Raw genomic sequence first — 21,838 nt, 5'->3', positions numbered from 1 at the left:
CCTACTTCCGTTTTGCGGCGGCCTTCCTGGCGGCAGGCTTGCGCGCCGCCGACCGGGTGCCCGCCTTCTTGCTGGCAGTGGACCTCTTGGCCGTCTTGGCGACGGCCTTCTTGCTGGCGGACTTTTTCGCTGCCGCCTTTTTCGGTGCGGCCTTCTTGCCGGCCGTCTTTTTGCTGCTGACCTTCTTTGCGACCTTGGCGGCTTTCTTCTTCACCACCTTGGCGACTTTCCTGGCGACCTTCTTCACCGCCTTCTTCGCGGCGCCGGCCTTCTTAGCGGCCTTGGCGGCCACCTTCTTGACGGCCTTCTTCGCGGCGGTCTTCTTCACCGCCACTTTCTTCGCAACTTTCCGGGCCACTTTCTTCGCCGCCTTCTTCACGGCTTTCTTGGCGGCGGCCTTCTTCGGCGCGGCCTTTTTCGCCGCAGCCTTCTTGGGCGCTGCCTTCTTCTTTGCCGCGGCTTTCTTCGGCGCGGCCTTCTTGGCGGCAGCCTTCTTCGGCGCCGCCTTCTTGGCCGCGGCCTTCTTCGGGGCGGCCTTCTTCTTCGCTGCCGGCTTCTTCTTTGCCGGCGCGGGTGCGGCAACCGGCGCGGCCGGCGGCACTTCCGGCAGAACCGGCAGGACGACGGCAGGTGCCTCGGCGGCGACCGGCGTGGTGGTGGCGTTCATTTCAACTTCGTTATCGATGGACATGCTGGTGTTCCCCTCCGGTGGATCGCTTGAGTTGCCGCACGCGGGCGCGTGCGACGGTTCAGAACTTGCCGTAGTAGCCTTCCTTCAAGGCATCGAAGAGGTTCGCGGCGGAGTGCATTTCGCCATCGTATTCCACCTGCTCATTGCCTTTCAGTTCGACAACACTACCGTCCTCCAGCTCGAAGCGGTAGAGGGTGCTTTCAAGGTCCGCTTCCTTGACCAGCACGCCCTGGAACGCGGCGGGGTTGAAGCGGAACGTGGTGCATCCCTTCAGGCCCTGCTTGTAGGCGTAGAAGTAGATGTCCTTGAAGTCCTCGTAGGGGTAGTCGGTGGGCACGTTGGCGGTCTTGGAGATCGACGAGTCGATCCACTTCTGCGAGGCGGCCTGGATGTCCACGTGCTGTTTCGGGCTGATGTCGTCGGCGGAGACGAAGTAGTCCGGCAGCTTGTTGGCCGCCTCGTCGGTGGACACTTTGGCGTCGGCGTTGATCAGGGCGCGGTAAGCCAGCAGCTCGTAGCTGAGCACCTCGATCTTTTCCTTGGACTTCTTGCCCTCGCGGATCACGTTGCGCGAATAGCTGTGGGCGAAGCTGGGCTCGATGCCGTTGCTGGCGTTGTTGGCCAGCGACAGCGAGATGGTGCCGGTGGGCGCGATCGAGCTGTGGTGGGTGAAGCGCGCGCCGGTCTCGGCCAGCTGCTCGACCAGGTTCGGCGCCACCGTGGCGATGCGCTGCATGTAGCGGCTGTACTTGGCGTGCAGCACGCGGCCGGGGATGCTGTCGCCGACCTTGTAGCCGTCGGCCGCCATTTCCGGGCGCTTGCGCAGCATGTCGCCGGTGACGGTGTAGTCGCGCAGCAGGATCGGCGCGGCGCCCTTTTCCTTCGCCAGCTCCAGCGCCACTTCCCAGCCGGCCACCGCCATCTCGCGCGAGACGTCCTCGGTGAAGGCGACTGCGTCGGCCGAGCCGTAGCGCATCTTCAGCATGGTCACGGTGGAACCCAGGCCGAGGAAGCCCATGCCGTGGCGGCGCTTGCCCATGATCTCGTTGCGCTGCTGCTCCAGCGGCAGGCCGTTGATCTCGACCACGTTGTCGAGCATGCGGGTGAACACCTTGACCACTTCGCGGTATTCGTCCCAGTCGAAGCGCGCCTTCGGGCCGAACGGGTCGCGCACGAAGGTGGTCAGGTTGACCGAGCCGAGCAGGCACGAGCCGTACGGCGGCAGGGGCTGTTCGCCGCAGTTGTGCGCGTGCAGGCCGTTGCCGTCGAAGGTGTTGATGCCCGGCACCTGCACGTCGTAGACGTCCTCGACGCCATCGGCCTGCAGCGACTCGACGGTGGCGACGAATCGTGCGCGGTTGAGGGTGCGCTTGTAACCGGACAGGGCCGCCTTGAGACGCATGGCCTTGTCGCTGTCGGCAAAGCCGATCAGCTCGGCGAAACGCTGCAGCGACTCGCCGGCGATGACCAGCTCGTGCTGGGCCTGGGTGGCGTAGGCCCGCGTGCCGCCGTGGCCGTCCGGCAGCCGGCTTGCGCCGGCGGCGCGGCGATCGCGGTAGATGCGCGACGGCATGCCCAGGCGCAGCAGCATGCGCTGCACCGCTTCCAGCCGCGGCAGGTCCGACTGCGCCAGGCGCACGGACACGCCCTTGGCCTGGCTGCCCTGCACCGAACCGTCGGCGTCGAAGAAGCCGCGCAGGAAACCGCGGTAGGCCTCGCTCGATGCCTGTTCCAGCGCCGGGGTGATCGCCTTGTCGCCGACGCCCATGCCGAACTCGAAGGCGAGGTCGCGCAACGCGGCTGACTTCATGCGGAATTCGCCGCGACCGGCCACTTCCGACCAGCCGGCGAAATCGGTACGGTGCGGCAGCGTCTGCGCGCAGCGCAGGGCTTCGGCCATCAGCGCACGGGCGCCGCCATTCACCGAGCCGTTCACGACGGCGGCCTGCGGCCACACCGACAACACCGCGGCCTCGTGCTTGAGCGTGCCATCACCGACCAGCAGACCGAGCAGGTAGCCCTGCTCCGCGCTCAGCGCGCCGGGCCACTGCGCGTTGGCGCGGTGGTCGTTGAGCAGCACGCGGTCGCCCGGCTGCAACGCGCCGGCGGCGCACCACTCGGTGTCCACGCTCCAGCGGGTCAGGCGCGAGACGCGGCGCACGCGATGGTCTTCGGTCAGGCGCAGGCGGTGGCCCTCTTCGGTCTGCAAGGCCAGCACCGGCTTGGTCGCGGTACGGAAGAAACCTTCGGCACCGGTGGCGTGATCCTGGCCGTCCACCCGCGCCATGAAACCGTGGCCGAGCAGGTCGCCGACCTGGCGCGGGCCTTCGGCGGTCTGCACCCAGGTGTCGGCGGTGACGCACGGGTTGGTGGCGCGGATATGCTCGCACCACCAGTTGTTGTTCATCTCGTTGACCTTGTCGATCAGGATGAAACCGGGCTCGGCGTAGTCGTACGTCGAGACCATGATCATGTCCCACAGGTGCCGCGCGCGGATGTGGCCGTAGATCTTGCAGGCGACCAGGCCGTCCTCGCGGTCGACGTAGTTCTCGTGGGTGGGCCATTCGCGCCAGACCACCTGGGTCGGGTCGGTGAGGTCGAGCTCGTCCTGTTCCTTCACGTGCACCGGGAACACCAGCGGCCAGTCCTGGTCGTGCTCGACCGCCTGCATGAAGCCGTCGGTGATCAGCAGGCTCAAGTTGAACTGGCGCAGCCGACCGTCCTCGCGCTTGGCGCGGATGAATTCCTTGGCGTCCGGATGGCTGATGTCGAAGGTGCCCATCTGCGCGCCGCGGCGACCGCCGGCGCTGGAGACGGTGAAACACATCTTGTCGTAGATGTCCATGAACGACAACGGGCCCGAGGTGTACGCGCCGGCGCCGGACACGTACGCGCCGCGCGGGCGCAGCGTGGAGAACTCGTAGCCGATGCCGCAGCCGGCCTTCAGCGTGAGACCCGCCTCGTGCACCTTCTCCAGGATGTCGTCCATCGAGTCGCGGATGGTGCCGGAGACGGTGCAGTTGATGGTGGAGGTGGCCGGCTTGTGCGCCAGCGCGCCGGCGTTGGAGGTGATCCGGCCGGCCGGGATCGCACCGCGGCGCAGCGCCCACAGGAAACGCTCGTACCAGTGGCCGCGCAGCTCGTCGCTGGCTTCCACCTCGGACAACGCGCGCGCCACGCGCTGGTAGGTCTCGTCGATGGTGGCGTCGACCGGCTCGCCGGACTTCGCCTTCAGACGATACTTCTTGTCCCAGATGTCGTACGACGCCGGCTGCAGCGGGATTTCCACGGCGGCATCACGGTTGGTAACTGGGTTCATGGTTGAACCTGGGTTCGCGCTGGGGGCTGAACTTGTGGCTGGCGCACGCATTGTGCTCATCGGCTTCCTGACCTCTCGCGGCGGCCCTGCGGCCGGCGTTGTTTTTTTATTCGATACGGCAATGTCTTCCACGCCGTGTTGGCGGCACCTGAAGGGCCAGCGAGGATTGCCCTCCGGCCCATGCGCCAGCTGATTCCCGACGGCAACAACTCCCCCTCAAGAGCGCGACGGTCGACACCAGTGCTTGTCTCGGCGCTGGCTCGTGAACACAAGATGTTGTGGTTGATATCGGGTAAGCAAGTTAACCCTGACGTCGATGCTTGTAAAGTCCCACGGCAGCATTCGCCCGGACGGAACCGTGACGCCGCGCCCCGGTCGAAGCAGCGCCGCTTTCACCGCCTCAGGAGGACTCCATGTCGCAGCCGCCTTCCCGTCGTGTGCCCTGGCTGACCGGCCTGCTGGCCGTGGCCGTCGCCATGCTCGGCAGCGTGCCGGGCGCCGGTCGCGCGGCCACCCTGCCGGCCGCGGTCGGCGGCCAGCCGATGCCGTCGCTGGCGCCGATGCTGACGCGGGTGACGCCGGCGGTGGTGAACATCTCCACCACCACGCGGGTGCAGGTGCGCGACGCGTATTTCGACGACCCGATGGTGCGCCAGTTCTTCGGCCTGCCGGCGACGCCGCGCGAGCGGGTCGAGCAGAGTCTGGGCTCCGGCGTGATCGTGGACGCGGCGAAAGGCTACGTGCTGACCAACAACCATGTGGTCGGCGGCGCCGACGACATCAGCGTGACGCTGCAGGACGGGCGCACGTTCAGGGGCAAGCTGCTCGGCACCGATCCGGCCACCGACGTGGCGGTGGTGCAGATCCCGGCGCAGAACCTGAAGGCGCTGCCGCTGGCCGACTCCTCCGCGTTGCAGGTGGGCGACTACGTGGTGGCGGTGGGCGACCCGTTCGGGCTGGGCCAGACGGTCACCGCCGGCATCGTCTCGGCGCTGGGCCGCTCGGGGCTGGGTCAGAACTCATCGAGCACGGGCGGTTACCAGAACTTCATCCAGACCGACGCCTCGATCAACCCCGGCAACTCCGGCGGCGCGCTGGTCAACCTGCGCGGCGAGCTGGTCGGCATCAACACCATGATCTTCTCGCCGTCCGGCGGCAACGTGGGCATCGGCTTCGCGATTCCCAGCAACCTCACCAGCGAGGTGATGGCGCAGCTGCTGGCGCACGGCAAGGTGCAGCGCGGCAGCCTGGGCGTACAGACCCAGGCGATCACCCCCCGCATCGCCCGCTTGCTGAGCCTGAAAGACAGCAACGGCGTGGTGGTCACCGGCGTGGCCGACGGCTCGGCCGCTGCGCACGCCGGCCTGCAGCCCGGCGACGTGCTGACCTCGCTGAACGGCAAGCCGCTGCACAGCGTGCAGGAACTGAACAATGCCGAGGGCCTGTTGCCGCTGGGCAGCACGCTGCGTCTGGGCGTGCTGCGCGAGGGCAAGCTGCGCGAGGTCAGCGCCACGCTCACCGCGGAGAAACTGGCCAGCGTCGACGGCGGCCAGCTCGACCCGCGCCTGGCCGGCGTCCGCTTCAGCGAACTCAGCCAGAGCCAACGCAACCAGGGCTGGTACGGCGCGGCAGTCGACGCGGTGCAGCCGGGCAGCCGCGCGGCACGCGCCGGGCTGGACGCCGGCGACGTGGTGATCGGCGTGGGCGGCCAGCGCATCACCAGCCTGCACATGCTGCGCGGCTTGGCCGGAGTGAACCCGCGCCAGCTGGTGCTGGTGGTCGCCGACGACGACGGCACGCGCTACGTGGTGGTCAACTAGACACGCCCCGGATCTTGTTCGGGCCTTTCCCGGCAGGATGTTTTCAACACCCTGCCGGGAAAGGCTTCAGGCGAAAGCGTGGCCGGGATCGCCTCCGGGCCGTGTCCGGGCGCACAGCTTGGGCGCCTGCCTCCGCGCAAACCCATGAAAGCGCTTGATGTCCAGCATTCAGGCCGATGAAATACCCTCGTCGCTTCATCCTGCGTGCGCCTGCGAGGCGCCATACTTGCGCCTTCCCATCCACACCCAAATCATGCCGGGGCTCCCCACCACCATGTCTGTCCGTCTTGCCCGCCTGTTGTCCGTTGCCCTGATCGGGGCCTGCCTCGCCACTCCCACGCTCGCCAAGAGCAAGCCCAAGGCGCACCACGCCAGTGCTCCCGCCAAGAGCAGCCTGGTCTGGCGCGGCGACGTCGCCACCGCGAACGGCGTGGTCAACGAAGTGGCGAAGGCGTGGGAGAAGAGCGGCCACGGGCGGATCGAGCTGCAGCCGTTCAACACCGCCTCGGGCATCGACGCAGTGGCCTCGGGCACCGCCGACCTGGCCGGCAGCGCGCGCGGCAGCGACAACAGCGCGCAGAACGCCAACCTCACCTTCACCCCGGTAGCCTGGGACGCGCTGGTGATCGTCACGCAGTCGTCCAACCCGGTGCGCAACCTCAGCCTGAAGCAGGTGCACGACATCTACTACGGCCGCATCCACAACTGGAGCGAGGTCGGCGGCAACAACGCGCCGATCGACGTGTACGCGGTGGCCAGCCCCGGCGACGGCGTGGAATACAGCCTGCGCAGCCTGCTGTTCGGCCGCGGCAACCAGCCGGTGGCGGCGCCGCGGTTGTACGTCAACACGCGCAAGCTGGAAGAAGGCATCGCGCTGAACCCGAACGGCCTGGGCGTGAGCACCCTGGCCAGCATCAGCGGCAACCCGAAGCTCAAGGCGATCCCGATCAACGGCAGGCCGGCCACCGCCGCCAACATCGCCGACGGCAGCTACCCGCTGTTCACTCCGCTGTACCTGGTGACCAACCCGCGCAGCCCGAAGGCCGCCCAGGCGCAGGCCTTCGTCGACTTCATGCAGACCGCGCCGGCCGAGGCCGCGCTGCGCAAGCACGCGGTGCTGCCCTACCAGGACGGCGCGGCGCTGGTGGCGCTGGACACTTCACGGCGCAGCCGGATCCTGGCCGAAGTGGGTGCGCGCCCGGTCCGCGGCACGCCGGTGTCGGCGCCGGGCGCCACCTACGCGGCACGCGCCGCGATCGCGCCGACCTCGCCCGATACGGTGGCGGCCCGGCAGGCGGTCGAGCGCCGCCGCGCCGACGAGAAGGACAACGCCCGCCTGAGCCGGATCCAGGGCAGCGTAAGCGACGTCACCGTCTCCAGCGTGACCCACGCCAACGGCAGCGCCACCACGCGCGAGCAGGCCGCGGGCAAGAACTTCGGCGAGGTCGATGCGAACGCCAGCCAGACCATGACCACCTACAAGGTGGCCAAGGGCGACACGCTGTCGACGATCGCCAAGCGGCACTCGGTCGAGGTGGCCCAGCTGCGCGAGTGGAACCACCTGAAGAACGACCAGATCAAGCTGGGCCAGGTGCTGCGCATCCGCAATCGCTAAGCCCGCGCGGACGTGCCGATCCTCGCGCTGACGCTCGACCTCGACGACACCTTGTGGCCGGTGCTGCCGGCGCTGGAACGCGCCGACCAGGCGGTGGACGCATGGCTGCGGCGGCACCACCCCGAGGTCGCCCGCGCCTGGCCGATCGCGGCCATGCGCGCGCTGCGCATGCAGGTCGCCGCCGAGCGGCTGGACCTGGCGCACGACTTCACCCGCCAGCGCCAGCTCACCCTGCAGCAGGCGTTCGCCGCCTGCGGCGTGGACGAGGCGCCGGTCGAGGCGCTGTGGGAAATCTACTTCGCCGCGCGCAACCGGGTGGAACTGTACCCGGACAGCCTGCCCGCGCTGCAACGGATCACCGCGCGCTGGCCGCTGGCCAGCCTGACCAACGGCAACGCCGACCTGCAGCGCATCGGCATCCACGCGCACTTCGCCCATCACGTCTGCGCACGCGACAGCGGCGTGGCCAAGCCCGACCCGCGGATCTTCCTGGCCGCCGCCGAACGGCTGGGCGTGGCGCCCGGGGAGATCCTGCACGTCGGCGACGATCCGGCGATGGACATGGCCGGCGCCCGCGACGCCGGCCTGCGCACCGCCTGGATCAACCGCGCGGGCCTGCCCTGGCCGGCCGCACTGGGTCAGCCGCCCGAGCTGGACCTGCGCGACATGACCGCGCTCGCCGACTGGCTCGACGCGCACGGCGCCCGCTGACCAAAGGACCATAGGCAAGCTGCGCGCGATGCGCGCATCATTGGCGGCTGATCGCCCATGACGCGGCGCACCGTGCCGCCGCAAGCCCGAAGGATCCCGCATGTCCGCCCTGATCGAACGCCAGTCCGGCAACCGCCACAGCATCGCCATCGAGACCACCGACGCCGCGCACTACGCGGCGAGCCGTCGCCGGCTCACCGCGGCGCAGCGGCGCTGGCTGGCCGACAGCGGTTTCGCGGCCGCGCCAGGCACGTTCGCGCTGCTGTCCGACGCCGCCGGCAAGCTGGTGCGCGTGCTGGCCGGCGTCGACCCGCGCGAGCCGCTGGCGGCGCTGGCCGCGCTGCCATGCAGCCTGCCCGAGGCGAGCTACCACCTCGCCGACGAAGGCGTGCTGGCCGACCCGGTCCAGGCCGCGCTGGGCTGGGCACTGGGCGCCTACCAGTTCACCCGCTACCGCCAGCCGAAGCGCGCGCCGGCCCGGCTCGCCGTGCGGACCGCCGAGTTGCAGCAGCTGGCGCCGCTGGTCGAAGCCACCGCGCTGGTGCGCGACCTGGTCAACACGCCGACCGAGCACATGGGCCCGGAGCAGCTCGGCGATGCGATCCGCCGGCTCGGCAAGACGCACCAGGCGAAGGTGCGCGACTGGGTCGGCGACGAACTGCTCAAGGCGAACTTCCCGACCATCCACGCGGTCGGCCGCGCCAGTCATCGCGCGCCGCGGCTGGTCGAGCTGAGCTGGGGCCGCAAGGCCGACCCGAGACTGGTGATCGTCGGCAAGGGCGTCTGCTTCGACACCGGCGGGCTCGACCTGAAACCGTCCGACGGCATGCGCTGGATGAAGAAAGACATGGGCGGCGCCGCGCACGCGATCGCGCTGGCCGGGCTGGTGATGCAGGCGCAGCTGCCGGTGCGCCTGACCTTGCTGATCCCCGCGGTGGAAAACGCGGTGGCCGGCAATGCGCTGCGCCCGGGCGAAGTGGTGGTCACCCGTGCCGGCCACTCGGTCGAGATCGACAATACCGACGCCGAAGGCCGCCTGGTGCTGTGCGACGCATTGACTTACGGCTCGGAACAGCAGCCCGACCTGATGCTCGACTTCGCCACCCTCACCGGCGCCGCGCGCGTGGCGCTGGGCCCGGACCTGCCCGCGCTGTTCGCCAACGACGAGGCCGCGGCCACCGGCGTGCTGGCCGCCGGCCGCGCGGTCGGCGATCCGCTGTGGCAACTGCCGCTGTGGCGGCCGTACCGCAAGATGCTCGATTCCTACCTGGCCGACTTCGCCAACGCCGGCCCGTCGCGCCACGCCGGCGCGATCACCGCGGCGCTGTACCTGGAGCGCTTCGTGCCGGACGGCACGCCGTGGCTGCACCTGGACACCTACGCCTGGAACGACGCCGACCGTCCCGGCCGCCCGCGCGGCGGCGAGGCGATGGGCCTGCGCGCGACGTTCGCGTTCCTGCAGCAGCGCTACGGCAACATGACCTCCGGCGTTGTCGTGCCGGAGTGAAAGACTGCATCCTGCGGGTTCCCCCGACCGGAAACCCGCCATGCCTTTCCGCCAGCAGCTGCTCGCCGCCTGCACGGCACTCGGCCTTGCCGCCTGCAGCGGCGTTCCCGTCGCCCGGACCGTGGCCACCGCCCAGCCGGCGCTGACCGCGCAGACGCTGAACTCCGGCGGCGCAATGCCGGCCGAACAGGCGCGCGTGCACTTCGATCATGCCGAGCTGCACTTCACGGTCGAGCCGGCCGCGCAGCGCATCGACGCCGTCGCCACCCTGGGCTTCACCGCGACATCCACCACCGACACGCTGCTGCTGGATCTGGATCGCAACCTGGCCATCGGCGGCATCGACCTCGACGGCCGCCCGCTCGCCGCCGGCACATGGAGCAACCCCGACGGTCGCCTGCGCATCCGCCTGCCGGCGATGCTCGCCGCCGGCGGCAAGGTCAGCGTGACGATCCGCTACGGCGGCCAACCGCACGTGGCGAAGAAGGCGCCGTGGGACGGCGGCTTCGTGTGGAGCCACAGTGCCGACGGCCAGCCGTGGGTGGCCAGCGCGGTCGAGGGCGAGGGCTGCGACCTGTTCTGGCCGTGCATCGACCAGCCGCAGGGCGAACCCGACCTGGTCGACACCTTCATCACCGTGCCGAAGACGCTGGCCGCGCCCGGCAACGGCGTGCTGGTCGGCATCACCGAGGCGGGCGACCGGCACACGTACCACTGGCGCGCCAGGCACCCCGACACCTACGCGATCGCGATCAACGTCGGACCCTTCAAGCTGCTCAAGGGCGATTACGCCAGCCGCTACGGCAACACCATCCCGATGCAGCTGTGGTACCTGCCCGAACACGCGGCCGGCGCGCAGCGGCTGTTCGGCGAGTTCCCGCGCATGCTGGATTTCTTCGAGCAGCAGATCGGCCCGTATCCGTTCGGCGACGAGAAGATGGGTGTGGTGGAAACCCCGCACCTGGGCATGGAGCACCAGACCCTCAACGCCTACGGCAACCAGTACCGCCTGAACGGATACGGCTACGACAGCCTGCTGCAGCACGAATTCGCCCACGAGTGGTTCGGCAACCAGCTGACCAACGCCGACTGGGACGACATGTGGCTGCACGAGAGCTTCGGCACATACATGCAGCCGCTGTACAGCCAGTACCTCAACGGCGACATGGACTATTTCAGCTGGCTGCACGAGCTGCGCCTGAAGTTGCGCAACCGCCACCCGATCGTCTCCGGCAGCAGCCGCACCGAGGAACAGGTCTACGACGAGAAGGCCGGCCCGGGCCAGGACATCTACAACAAGGGCGCGCTGATGCTGCACACGCTGCGCCAGCTGATCGGCGACCAGGCCTTCTTCGACAGCATCCGCCGGCTGGTCTACGGCCGCCCCGACCCGAAACCCGGCAACTTCAGCCCGCGCTACGCCAGCACCGGCGACTACGTCGCGATCGTCGACCAGGTCAGCGGGCGCAAGCTCGACTGGCTCTTCGACGTCTACCTGCGCGACGCCGCGCTGCCGCGCCTGGAGCAGCAGCGCGTGGGCGACACGCTGAAACTGCGCTGGGTCACCGAACACGGCAAGCCGTTCCCGATGCCGATCGAGGTGCAGGTAGGCGACAGCGTGCACACCCTGCCGATGCGCGACGGCAGCAGCCAGCTGCAGGTGCCGGCCGGCAGCCTGCCGATCGTCGACCCGCGCTCGAAGGTGCTGCGCGAGCTGCCGCACGTCGCGGCCTACCAGCAATGGCTGAAGCAGCAGCGGGCGGCGCCGCGCGCGGGGAAATAACCGGCCGCGGGGCCGCGCGTCCTTATAATCGGCGCACGTCCCGCCATGGATCCTGCCGATGCAGTCGCCCCTTGCCGTTTCCGCCGCGTGCCGCGAGCAGGCGCTGGCCGCCTGGCAGCGCGGCGATGCGGCGACCGCCGAGCAGGCCTTCCGACGGCTGCTGGAAGTCCTGCCGGACGACGCCGAAGCGCTGCAGTTCGTGGCCACCTGCGAACTTGGCCGGGGCGATTCGCAGCGCGCGATCGCCCTGCTGACCGCGGCGCACCGAGCGCAGCCGCAGGACGCGGCCGTGCTGCACCGCCTCGGCGAGGTGCAGATGCTGGCCGGCGCAGACGAAGCCGCCGTCGACAGCCTGCGCCAGGGCCTGCAGCTCGCGCCCGGCATGTTCGTGGCGCGCCTGCGCCTGGGCGTCGCGCTGGAACGGCTGGGGCACCGGCACGACGCGATGCTGGCCTACCTCGGCGCGATCGATGCGGCGCAGGCGCAAGGGCGCTGGCTCAGCGACGCCACCACCGCGCCCGGCCTGCGCGAAGCGGTGAAGCAGGCCGCACGCTTCGTGGCCGCCGGCCGGCGCGAACTGTTCGACGCGATCATCGAGCCGCTGCGCCAGCGCTATGGCTGCTCGGAACTGACCCGCGTCGACCAGTGCCTGGCGATCTACCTGCACGAGCGCGAAGCGGACCTGCCGGACCCGCGCCAACGCCCCACCTTCCTGTATTTCCCGGGCATTCCCAGCCGCACGTTCTATCCGCGCGAGCAGTTTCCGGAGCATGCGCGGCTGGAGGCGGCCACCGAGACGATCGGCGAGGAGCTGCGTGGCGTGCTCGCCCAGGACGAGCTGGTGCCATTCCTGGGCACCAATACCAGCAACGAACTGCTCGGTTCGTCCGGTACGCAGGGGGCGGCCTGGGATGCGTTCTTCTTCTACCGGCACGGCCTGCGCCACGACCTGCACTGCGCCCGCTGCCCGCAGACCGGCGCGATGCTGGACTCGCTGCCACTGGTGCGGGTGCGCGAGCACGCGCCGGAAACGCTGTACTCGGTACTGGGCCCGGGCACGCACATCCTGCCGCACCGCGGCGTCACCAACACGCGCCTGGTCACCCATCTGCCGCTGATCGTGCCGCCGGACTGTGCCCTGCGCGTGGGCGGCGAAACCCACGTGTGGCAGCACGGCCGCTGCGTCACCTTCGACGACACCTTCGAGCACGAAGCGTGGAACCGCAGCACGCAGACCCGCGTGGTGCTGATCGTGGACAGCTGGAACCCCGACCTCAGCGAGGCCGAACGGGCGGCGGTGGCCGACCTGGTCGCCGCCATCGGCGACTTCAACCGCGAAAGCGGGACGGCGCCTGCCGCGCCACCCCGACAGCCCTGAGCGCGGGCGGGTCGACCGCCGGCCGCGCCGACGACGGTGGTGCGCGGCGCCAATACTGGGAGTAGTCTCTTGCCGGCTGGGCACCGCGGACGGTTGTCGTGACGTGGCCCAGTGTGTACCCCGGGGAGGGGACGCGACAGGCTCGAAGGCTGGGAACGCATCACATAACAACATTCAACGGGGAGACCAAATGAAATACGGCATGAATCACTTGTCACTGGCGGTGCGACTGGCCTTGACCGCGGGCGTTTTCGCGGCGGCGGGCGCCGTCCAGGCGCAGGCACCGCAGACGGACAACCCGACCTCGACGGACCAGGCCACGCCGCCGTCCAAGAGCAAGGCCAAGAATCTGGAAGCGGTGGTGGTGACTGGCTCGCTGATCCGCCGCGTGGATGTGGAGACGGCCAGCCCGGTGGTGACGCTGGACCGCGCGACCATCAGCAACTCCGGCAAGCCCGTGCTGGGTGACGTGCTGCAGCAGATGCCGAGCATTTCGGGCAACGCGACCAACCCGCAGAACAACAGCAACGGTGGCGGCGTCGCCAGCCCGCTGCTGGAAGCCGGCGATGGCGCCTCGCGCGTCTCGCTGCGCGGCCTGGGCATCAGCCGCACGCTGGTGCTGGTCAACGGCCAGCGCATGTCCAACCCGGACATCAACCTGATCCCGCCGGACATGATCGAGAAGGTCGACGTGCTGGCCGAAGGCGCCTCCACGGTGTACGGCTCCGACGCCATCGGCGGCGTGGTCAACTTCATCCTGCGCAAGGATTTCAAGGGCGCCCAGTTCAGCCTGAACGACGGCATCTCCAGCCACGGCGACGCCCAGCGCCGCGGGTTCAACCTCACCGGCGGCATGACCGGCGAGCATTACAGCATTGCCGCCGGCCTCGACTACAACAAGTACGACGCGACGCTCGGCGCCAGGCGCAAGTTCTCCAAGCAGCAGCTGTACCTGTCCAGCGGCTCGGTCATCCCGGCCGGTTCCAGCTCGATCCCGACCGGCCGCATCCAGGTGCCCGCCTCGATCGCCAGCCAATACGGCTGCACGCTCAATTCCAGCGGCTACGCGCAGGTGACCCTGGCCACGGGCAACGGTTCGTCGCTGGGCGACTACCGCTGCCGGCTCGGCTCGGACACCTTCAACTACGCCGCGCTCAACTACATCCAGACCGCGCAGAAGCGCACCAATGGCTTCGTGCTCGGCAGCTACGACTTCACCGACAATCTGACCGGTTTCGTCAATGCGTTCTACAACCACACGGTATCCAGCGGCCAGGACGCGCCCTCGCCGGTCGGCACCGGCGACGGCCTGATCATCTCCTCCAGCAACCCGATCAATCCGTTCGGCATCACCTTCAGCCAGAACCCCGTTCCGGGCGACCCGAACAGCGGCTACAACTTCCAGACCCGCCTCACCGGGGCCGGCACCCGCGTGCACAGCTACACCACGGACACCTCGCAGATCAACGCGGGGCTGCGCGGCAATTTCGGCCAGGAAAGCAGCTGGAACTGGGACGCGTCGATCAACTACAGCCACACCAAGCGTGACCAGCGCGACTCCAACGAGGTGGACATCCCCTCGCTGCAGGCGGCCGTCGACGCCGGCGCCAACATCTTCGACCAGGCGAATGCCGGCAACGTGTTGAGTACCGGCGTGAAGACGCCGATCTACATCTACACCCAGTCCACCAAGCAGGCCCAGTTCGACGCCAACGGCGAGCTGTGGGATCTGCCTGCCGGCGCGGTGCAGCTGTCCGCCGGCGCCCTGTACCGCAAGCAGTTCATGAACTACACGGTGAGCGACTTCGCCGTGCTCGATCCGACCACCACCACCTGCCAGATCCTGCAGGAAGCCTGCGGCTCGCCCGGCCGTGGCAGCTTCAACGTCAAGGAGGTTTACGCCGAGACGCTGATCCCGCTGCTTTCCGACCAGCCATGGGCCCACTCGCTGAACCTCGACCTCGGCGTGCGCTCGTCCAACTACAGCACCACCGGCACCACCACCAACGGCAAGATCGCGATCGAGTGGCGCCCTGTTGCCGACCTGCTGGTACGCGGCACCATCTCCCAGGTGTTCCGTGCGCCGAACCTCAACGAGCTCTACGACGGCCGCACCCTGGTCCAGCCGAACCTGAACGACCCCTGCGTCGGACGCACCGCGGCCGACCTGGCGGCGCATCCGGCCGCCTGCCAGTTCGTGCCGGTGAACTGGGCCGGCAACTCGCCCGCGCAGGTCAACACGTTCTATTCGGGCGCCTCCACCGTCGGCGCGACGCTGAAGCCCGAGAAGGGCAAGTCGATCAACCTCGGCCTGGTCTACGACCCCGACTGGCTGCCCGGCGTGTCCACCAGCCTCGACTTCTGGCACATCTACCTGCGGGATACGCTCACGGCGATCCAGGCCGACACGGTGGTCAGCTCCTGCTACAACAACAACGCGAGCCCGTACTGCTCGTTCATCCATCGCGAGGACAACACCAGCCGCCAGCCCGGCCAGGTGTTCCTGATCAACACGCCGGTGGTCAACCTGGGCACCCTCAGCACCACCGGCATCGACTACACGCTGCGCTACAAGATCCCGCATTTCGACCTGGGCAGCGTGGATCCGGGCAACTTCCGCGCCGGCCTCAGCACCAGCTACACCTCGACCTACAAGGTCAACGCCACGCCGGGCGAGCCGAACACCAAGACGGTCAACTACGCCGGCACCTTGAGCCCGCAATTCGGCAACATCTCGCGCTGGCGCGGCACGGTCACGCTCAATTGGGACAAGGGCAACTGGAACGCCCAGTGGCAGTCGCGCTACATCAACAAGCTGACCGCCCTCAATGCCGACGCCGCCATCGCCGGGGTGAACATCCCGATGGCTTCGGTGATCTACCACTCGATCCAGCTGGGCTACGCGGTGCCATCGATCCACACCCGCTTCGACGTCGGCGTGGACAATCTCAGCAACAAGCTGCCGCCGCTGGTCTACCAGAACGGGGCGAACTACAACGTGGATACCGCCACGTACGACGTGCTCGGCCGCTACTACTGGGCGCGGGCGACGATCAAGTTCTGATCGCCTGAGCAAACCGGCAGCAAACGGGAGGGCCGCGAACATTCGCGGCCCTCTTGCATAATGGGTTACGCAAGACCATCGACGGAGAAGGCATGCCCACCGCGAGCACGGATCTGGCCGGCGCCATGGCTGGCGCCTGGAACGCCGGCGAACCGGAGCGGGTGATTGCCCTGGCCGCACAGGCCACGCCGGCGCAGGCGAGCGACGAAAGCGTGCTGCTGCTGCTCGGCCTGGCGCAACAGGCAACCGCGCGCCTGGCGCAGGCCGTGGCCACCTTCCGGCGGCTGGCGCAGCGGCGACCGGACGTCTCGGCCTACTGGAACAACCTGGCCGTGGTCAGCCGCCAGGCGGGCGATCTCGCCGGCGCCGAACAGGCCCTGCTGACCGCGCTGACGCTGGCGCCGGACGACGCCGAGCTGCACTACAACCTCGGCCTGCTCCATACGCAGCAACGGCGTTGGCTGCCAGCCAGGCAGGCGCTGCTGGATGCGGCGCAGCTGGACCCGCATTTCATCGAAGCCCGGCTGCAGGCGGCGTACGCCTGCTATGTCTGCGGCGACAACACCCGCCAGGAAGCCATGCTGAGCGGCGCCGGCGACTGGCCGGCGCAACCGGCCGAGCAAGCCCTGGTGCTGTCCGCCATGCTGTCGGTCCAGGGCAACCTGGACGCGGCGCTGCGCACGCTGGCACATGCGCAACTGCCCGACGGAGCGGCGGCCGGGGGCATGCGCTTGCGCATCGCTGCGCAACGCGTCCTGCTGTACGAAAGAAACAACCGGATCGACGCAGCGCAAGACGAACTGCGGCAGTTGCCGTTGGCCGCGCTCGACGCCCTGCCGCCGGATGAACAGCAAGCCCGCGCCGATGGCTGGCGCGCACACGCCGCACTGGCCATGCGCAGCGGCGCGCATGCCGAGGCCGACGCGCTGTACCAGCGCGTGCTCGCCTGCGCCATCGACGACGAGAGCCGGGCCAGTGCCGCCTTCGGCCTGGCTTCCGCCCGCGATCGGCAAGGCCGCCACCCCGAGGCGTGGCAGGCCCTGCAGCAGGCGCACGCGATCCAGCTCGACACCGCCCGGAACGTGGTGCCGGAACTGCTGGCCACCGACAGCCGACCGTTGCAGGTGGCAGGCGGCAACGTCGCGCGCGGCACCTGTGCCGACTGGAAACCGCTGTCCTCGCCCGGCAGCCGACAGAGTCCGGTCTTCGTGGTCGGCTTCCCCCGTTCCGGCACCACCTTGCTGGAACAGATGCTCGACGCCCATCAGGATTTCCGGTCGATGGACGAGCGCGCCTACGTCCACGACCTGATCGAAGGCATGGAGCTGGTTGGCCAGCAGTATCCCGAGGATCTGGCGAGCCTGACGCAGCAGGACGCCGACCAGCTGCGCAGCGTCTACCGGCGCATGGTCGGCGAGGTGCTGCCCGACCTCGGCGGACGCCGCCTGGTGGACAAGAATCCGCTCAACATGCTGTGCCTGCCGATGATCATGCGGCTGTTTCCGCACGCGCGGATCATCCTGTGCCTGCGCCACCCGTGCGACGTGCTGCTCAGCTGCAGCATGCAGCCGTTCCGCTCGCCGGCCTTCATGGTGCTGTGCTCGTCGCTGCAGCGCCTGGCGCAGGGCTACGCCGGCGCCTTCGAGCAGTGGTACCGTGACGTCGAGGCTTGTGCGCCGCAGGTGCTGGAGTGGCGCTACGAATCGGTGGTCGACCAGTTCGACGCGCAGGTTGCCCGCCTGGGGCAATTCCTCGACATCGCCGACACGTCGCCGATGACGCGTTTTGCCGAACACGCCCGGCGCAAGCGTTTCATCAGCACGCCCAGCTACGCGCAGGTCACCGAGGGCGTCCATCGCAAGGCGGTCGGGCGCTGGCAGCACTATCGCGAACAGTTCGAGCCGGTGCTGCCGCTGCTGCGGCCATGGCTCGACCGCTTCGGCTACGAGGCGTAGGAGCCCGCTCGCGGAACGAAAAAGGCAGCGCCGCGCGCTGCCTTTTTCGTCGTGCGGGAAGGCCCGCTCAGTGCGTGGCGCCGCTCGTCGCCGGGGCCGGCGCCGCCACGCTGGCGACGGCGTGCGGCGAGAACTTGCCGCCGTACGGCAGCACCTCGCTGGCCAGCTGCGGGTCGGCCTTGATCATGCCGATCGCATCGAACAGGATGTGCGCGGTCTCGTTGAGCTGCACGTCCTTCGCCTTCTTCGCCTCCTTCTCCTGCTTGAGCTCGCTCTTCAGGCTGCGCTCGTTCGCGTTGAGGCCGTCGTCCAGGCTGCTGGCCTCGTCGGCGAGCGAGGCGTCGGTGCCGTCGATGGCCTTGTGCCGCGCGCGGAAATCGGCCTGGACCGCCTCCAGCTGCTTGCGCTCGACCTCGCGCGTGGCGAAGTTCAGCGAGATCGCGGTCTTCGCGCGCATCGTGCGGTACTGCGCCAGTTCGTCCAGCATCAGCTTCCACGCCGGCGACTGCGCCACGCGCTCGGCGTGCTTCTGCTGCAGCTGCGGCAGGTAGGCGTTGAGGTTCGCCACCGCCTGGTAATCGGCCGGCGCGATCTGGGTCCACTTCAGCGCGTTGTCGTAGGTCGACTCGCCGAAGTCCTTGTCGTCGCCGTTCTTCGGGAACGCGATGTCCGGCGTCACGCCCTTCAGCTGGGTGGAGCCGCCGTTGATGCGGAAGAATTCCTGGATGGTCATCTTCAGCTCGCCCAGCTGCGGCTTCTCGCTGTCGCTCTGCGCGAAGCGGTCCAGGTCGACCAGGTTCTGCACGGTGCCCTTGCCGAAGGTCGGCTCGCCGATGATCAGGCCGCGATGGTAATCCTGGATCGCCGCGGAGAAGATCTCCGACGCCGACGCCGTGCCGCGGTTGACCAGCACCGCCAGCGGCCCGCTCCAGGCCATGCCCGGGTCGTCGTCGCCCTGCTCCTCGACCTCGCCCTTGGAGTCGCGCACCTGCACCACCGGGCCCTTGTCGATGAACAGGCCGGTCAGCGAATTGGCCTCGGCCAGCGAACCGCCGCCGTTGTTGCGCAGGTCCACCACCACGCCCTGCACGCCCTCATGCTTCAGCTCGCCGAGCAGGCGGGCGACGTCGCGGGTGGCGCTCTTGAAATTCTTGTCGCCGGCACTGCGCGCGCCGAAGTCGGAGTAGAACGTGGGCAGCTCGATCACGCCGATCTTGCGGGTGACGTCACCGTCCTTGATCTCCACGACCTTCTTCTTCGCCGCCTGCTCCTCGATGCTGACCTTCTTGCGCACCAGGCTGACCATCTCGTGCTTGCCATCCACGCCGACGTCGGCGGGAATGACCTCCAGCCGCACGGTGGTGTCCTTCTTGCCGCGGATCAGGTTGACCACGTCGTCCAGCCGCCAGCCGATCACGTCGACGATCGGGCCATTGTCGCCCTGGCCGACGCCGACGATGCGGTCGCCGACCTGGATCCGGCCGGACTTGGCGGCCGGCCCGGCCGGCACCAGCTCGCGCACCTGGGTGTAGTCGTCGCGCGGCTGCAGCACCGCGCCGATGCCTTCCAGCGACAGTTTCATCGAGATGTCGAAGTTCTCCGCCGCGCGCGGGCCGAGGTAATCGGTGTGCGGGTCGGTAGTCTCGGCGTAGGCGGTCATGAAGGTCTGGAACGCGTCCTGGCCGTCGAGCTGCCTGACCCGTTCGATGTAGCCGGCGTAGCGCTTGTCCAGCGTCTTGCGGATCTCCGCGTCGTCCTTGCCGGCCAGCTTCAGCCGCAGCCAGTCGTTCTTGGTGCGCTTGCGCCACAGGTCGTCCAGCGCAGCCTGGTCCTTCGGCCAGTCGGCGTGCTCGCGGTCGAAGGTGTAGCTCTCGTCGGCGGCAAAGTCGAAGCCCTGCTTGAGCAGGCCGCGCGCGTAATTCATGCGCTCGACCGCGCGCTGCACGTAGAGGTTGAACACCGCGAACGGCGCGGACAGGTCCTGGTTCCAGATCGCGTCGTCGAGCTGGGTCTTCAGCGGCGCGAACTTGGCCATGTCGGCCTGGGTGAAGAACACCTTCTCGCTGTCCAGCAACTTGAAGTACGCGGTGTAGATGCGCGCCGACATCGCATCGTCGAGCGGCTGCGCATCGTAGTGGAAACGTGTCAGGAAGCGCGCCGACAGCTGTGCGGCCTGCGCCTCCTCGGGGGTGGAAGTGAGCGGCCAGCTGGCTGCCTTGCGGGCCTTGCCGGCACCGAGGTCGGCGGCCGACTGCGCGAGCGCGCAGGTCGCGGTGAAGGCAAGCAGCAGGACCAGCGCGGGACGAAATTTCATGGAGGCTCTCAGGCTGACTCGGTGACACCGGCTGCATGGGCCTGCAGGTCGGCGTGGTAGGACGAACGCACCAACGGACCGGAGGCGACGTGGTGGAACCCCATCGCCTCGCCTTCCTCGCGCAGCGCGTCGAATTCGTCGGGCGTCCAGTAGCGCACCACCGGATGATGGTGCGGCGTGGGCTGCAGGTACTGGCCGATGGTGATCATCTCGACGTCATGGGCGCGCAGGTCGTGCATGGTTTCCAGCACCTGCTCGTGCGTCTCGCCCAGGCCGAGCATGATGCCGGACTTGGTCGGCACCTGCGGGTGCTGCGCCTTGAAGCGCTTCAGCAGATCCAGCGACCACTGGTAGTCGGCGCCCGGGCGCACCTCGCGGTACAGGTGCGGCACGGTTTCCAGGTTGTGGTTGAACACGTCCGGCGGGAACTCCTTCAGCACTTCCAGCGCGCGCTCCATGCGGCCCTTGCCGCGGAAATCCGGGGTGAGGATCTCGATGCGGATGTTCGGGCTGGCGTGGCGCGTGGCGCGGATGCAGGCGGCGAAGTGCTCGGCGCCGCCATCGCGCAGGTCGTCGCGGTCGACCGAGGTGATCACCACGTACTTCAGGCGCATGTCGGCGATGGTCTCGGCGAGGCGCGCCGGCTCCAGCGGATCGGGCGCCACCGGGCGGCCATGCGCCACATCGCAGAACGAGCAGCGCCGCGTGCACACCTCGCCCAGGATCATGAAGGTGGCGGTGCCCTTGCTGAAGCACTCGTGGATGTTCGGGCAGGAGGCTTCCTCGCACACGGTGACCAGCGAGTTCTCGCGCAGGCGCGCCTTCAGCTGCTGCACGGCGTTGCCCTGCGGCAGCCGCACGCGGATCCAGCTGGGCTTGCGCAGGGTCGGCACGCTGGTGTCGAAACCGGCGCGGTTCAGCGCGATCTTGTCGTTGCCCAGCTGCTTTTCACCCGCGGGCGCGCCGCTGACGACGGCGATCGGGATGACCTTGGGAGAGGTGGAGATTTCGCTCATGTAGACAGCTCAGACCGCGGCGCGGGCGGGGAGTTCGGGCAGGATGGGGGCGGCGGGCTCGGCGACGAAGCCGAACTGGCGGCAGAACTCCTCCACCAGCACGTCCTCGACCGCGGCCAGCTGCGACGGACCGCCCAAGTCTAGCAGCTGCGTGACCGCCAAACCCTTGTAACCGCAGGGGTTGATGCGGTGGAACGGCTCCAGGTCCATGGCCACGTTGAAAGCCAGCCCATGGAAGCTGCAGCCGCGGCGCACGCGCAGGCCGAGCGCGGCGACCTTGGCGTCGGCCACGTAGACGCCGGGGGCGCCCTCGCGGCGCGCCGCGATCACGTTCCAGTGCGCCAGCGTGTCGATCAGCGCCTGCTCGATCCGGTGCACCAGCTCGCGCACGCCCACGCCGGCGCGGCGCAGGTCGATCAGCGGGTAGCCGACGATCTGGCCGGGGCCGTGGTAGGTCACCTGGCCGCCGCGGTCGACCGGGATCACCGGGATGTCGCCCGGCGCCAGCACGTGCTCCATCTTGCCGGCCTGGCCCAGGGTGAACACCGGGTCGTGCTGCAGCAGCCAGAATTCGTCGGGCGTGCCGGCGGTGCGGTTGTCGGTGAACGCGCTCATCGCCTGCCAGGTCGCCGCGTACGGCTGACGGCCGAGGCGACGGATGGCCA

General features: G+C 68.9%; 13 protein-coding genes. 8 read left to right on the top strand and 5 right to left on the bottom strand.

Going from position 1 to position 21,838, the window contains the following annotated elements; genetic code table 11:
* Window position 1: 1 nt before the first annotated feature.
* A complete protein-coding gene (locus tag R2APBS1_RS02010) occupies window positions 2–691 on the bottom strand; it encodes a hypothetical protein (protein WP_015446661.1) in 690 nt (229 codons plus the stop codon).
* A gap of 58 nt (window positions 692–749) precedes the next feature.
* Window positions 750–4,010: an LAGLIDADG family homing endonuclease gene (locus tag R2APBS1_RS02005; RefSeq protein WP_007511746.1), complete on the bottom strand. Its 3,261-nt coding sequence runs from the start codon at window positions 4,008–4,010 to the stop codon at window positions 750–752.
* A gap of 413 nt (window positions 4,011–4,423) precedes the next feature.
* On the opposite strand from R2APBS1_RS02005, the gene R2APBS1_RS02000 reads away from it, so the two are divergent.
* The 8 genes from R2APBS1_RS02000 to R2APBS1_RS01965 all read left to right on the top strand — a co-directional run bounded on the left by R2APBS1_RS02000 (window position 4,424) and on the right by R2APBS1_RS01965 (window position 17,843).
* A complete protein-coding gene (locus tag R2APBS1_RS02000; protein WP_015446660.1) occupies window positions 4,424–5,830 on the top strand; it encodes a Do family serine endopeptidase in 1,407 nt (468 codons plus the stop codon).
* A gap of 274 nt (window positions 5,831–6,104) precedes the next feature.
* A complete protein-coding gene (locus tag R2APBS1_RS01995) occupies window positions 6,105–7,445 on the top strand; it encodes a LysM peptidoglycan-binding domain-containing protein (RefSeq protein ID WP_041676654.1) in 1,341 nt (446 codons plus the stop codon).
* A 12-nt stretch (window positions 7,446–7,457) separates the two neighbouring features.
* The gene (locus R2APBS1_RS01990) at window positions 7,458–8,156 is read left to right on the top strand and encodes an HAD family hydrolase (protein WP_015446658.1); all 699 of its coding nucleotides are present in this window, start codon (window positions 7,458–7,460) and stop codon (window positions 8,154–8,156) included.
* 100 nt (window positions 8,157–8,256) lie between these two features.
* Window positions 8,257–9,663, top strand: coding sequence for a leucyl aminopeptidase family protein (locus tag R2APBS1_RS01985; RefSeq protein ID WP_015446657.1), 1,407 nt, complete (start codon window positions 8,257–8,259; stop codon window positions 9,661–9,663).
* Between the two features lie 40 nt (window positions 9,664–9,703).
* Complete coding sequence (locus R2APBS1_RS01980; protein ID WP_015446656.1) at window positions 9,704–11,446, top strand: M1 family metallopeptidase; 1,743 nt, start codon at window positions 9,704–9,706, stop codon at window positions 11,444–11,446.
* A 58-nt stretch (window positions 11,447–11,504) separates the two neighbouring features.
* Window positions 11,505–12,824, top strand: coding sequence for an aspartyl/asparaginyl beta-hydroxylase domain-containing protein (locus tag R2APBS1_RS01975; protein ID WP_015446655.1), 1,320 nt, complete (start codon window positions 11,505–11,507; stop codon window positions 12,822–12,824).
* A gap of 202 nt (window positions 12,825–13,026) precedes the next feature.
* On the top strand, window positions 13,027–15,888 hold the full coding sequence (locus tag R2APBS1_RS01970; protein ID WP_081602835.1) for a TonB-dependent receptor plug domain-containing protein: 2,862 nt from the start codon (window positions 13,027–13,029) through the stop codon (window positions 15,886–15,888).
* Window positions 15,889–15,980: 92 nt separating this feature from the next.
* A complete protein-coding gene (locus R2APBS1_RS01965) occupies window positions 15,981–17,843 on the top strand; it encodes a tetratricopeptide repeat-containing sulfotransferase family protein (RefSeq protein WP_015446653.1) in 1,863 nt (620 codons plus the stop codon).
* A 67-nt stretch (window positions 17,844–17,910) separates the two neighbouring features.
* Here R2APBS1_RS01965 and R2APBS1_RS01960 read toward each other — a convergent pair whose 3' ends face one another.
* The 3 genes from R2APBS1_RS01960 to lipB are packed head-to-tail and all read right to left on the bottom strand — an operon-like array spanning window position 17,911 to window position 21,788.
* A complete protein-coding gene (locus R2APBS1_RS01960; protein ID WP_015446652.1) occupies window positions 17,911–20,157 on the bottom strand; it encodes a carboxy terminal-processing peptidase in 2,247 nt (748 codons plus the stop codon).
* An 8-nt stretch (window positions 20,158–20,165) separates the two neighbouring features.
* A complete protein-coding gene (gene lipA / locus R2APBS1_RS01955) occupies window positions 20,166–21,173 on the bottom strand; it encodes a lipoyl synthase (protein ID WP_015446651.1) in 1,008 nt (335 codons plus the stop codon).
* Between the two features lie 9 nt (window positions 21,174–21,182).
* Complete coding sequence (gene lipB / locus R2APBS1_RS01950; RefSeq protein WP_231378353.1) at window positions 21,183–21,788, bottom strand: lipoyl(octanoyl) transferase LipB; 606 nt, start codon at window positions 21,786–21,788, stop codon at window positions 21,183–21,185.
* Window positions 21,789–21,838 lie beyond the last annotated feature (50 nt).

It is taken from the genome of Rhodanobacter denitrificans (genome assembly GCF_000230695.2).
GTDB lineage: Bacteria > Pseudomonadota > Gammaproteobacteria > Xanthomonadales > Rhodanobacteraceae > Rhodanobacter > Rhodanobacter denitrificans.
The sequence above is the reverse complement of the archived record's forward strand: the minus strand, read 5'-3'. Positions and strand labels throughout refer to the sequence as shown.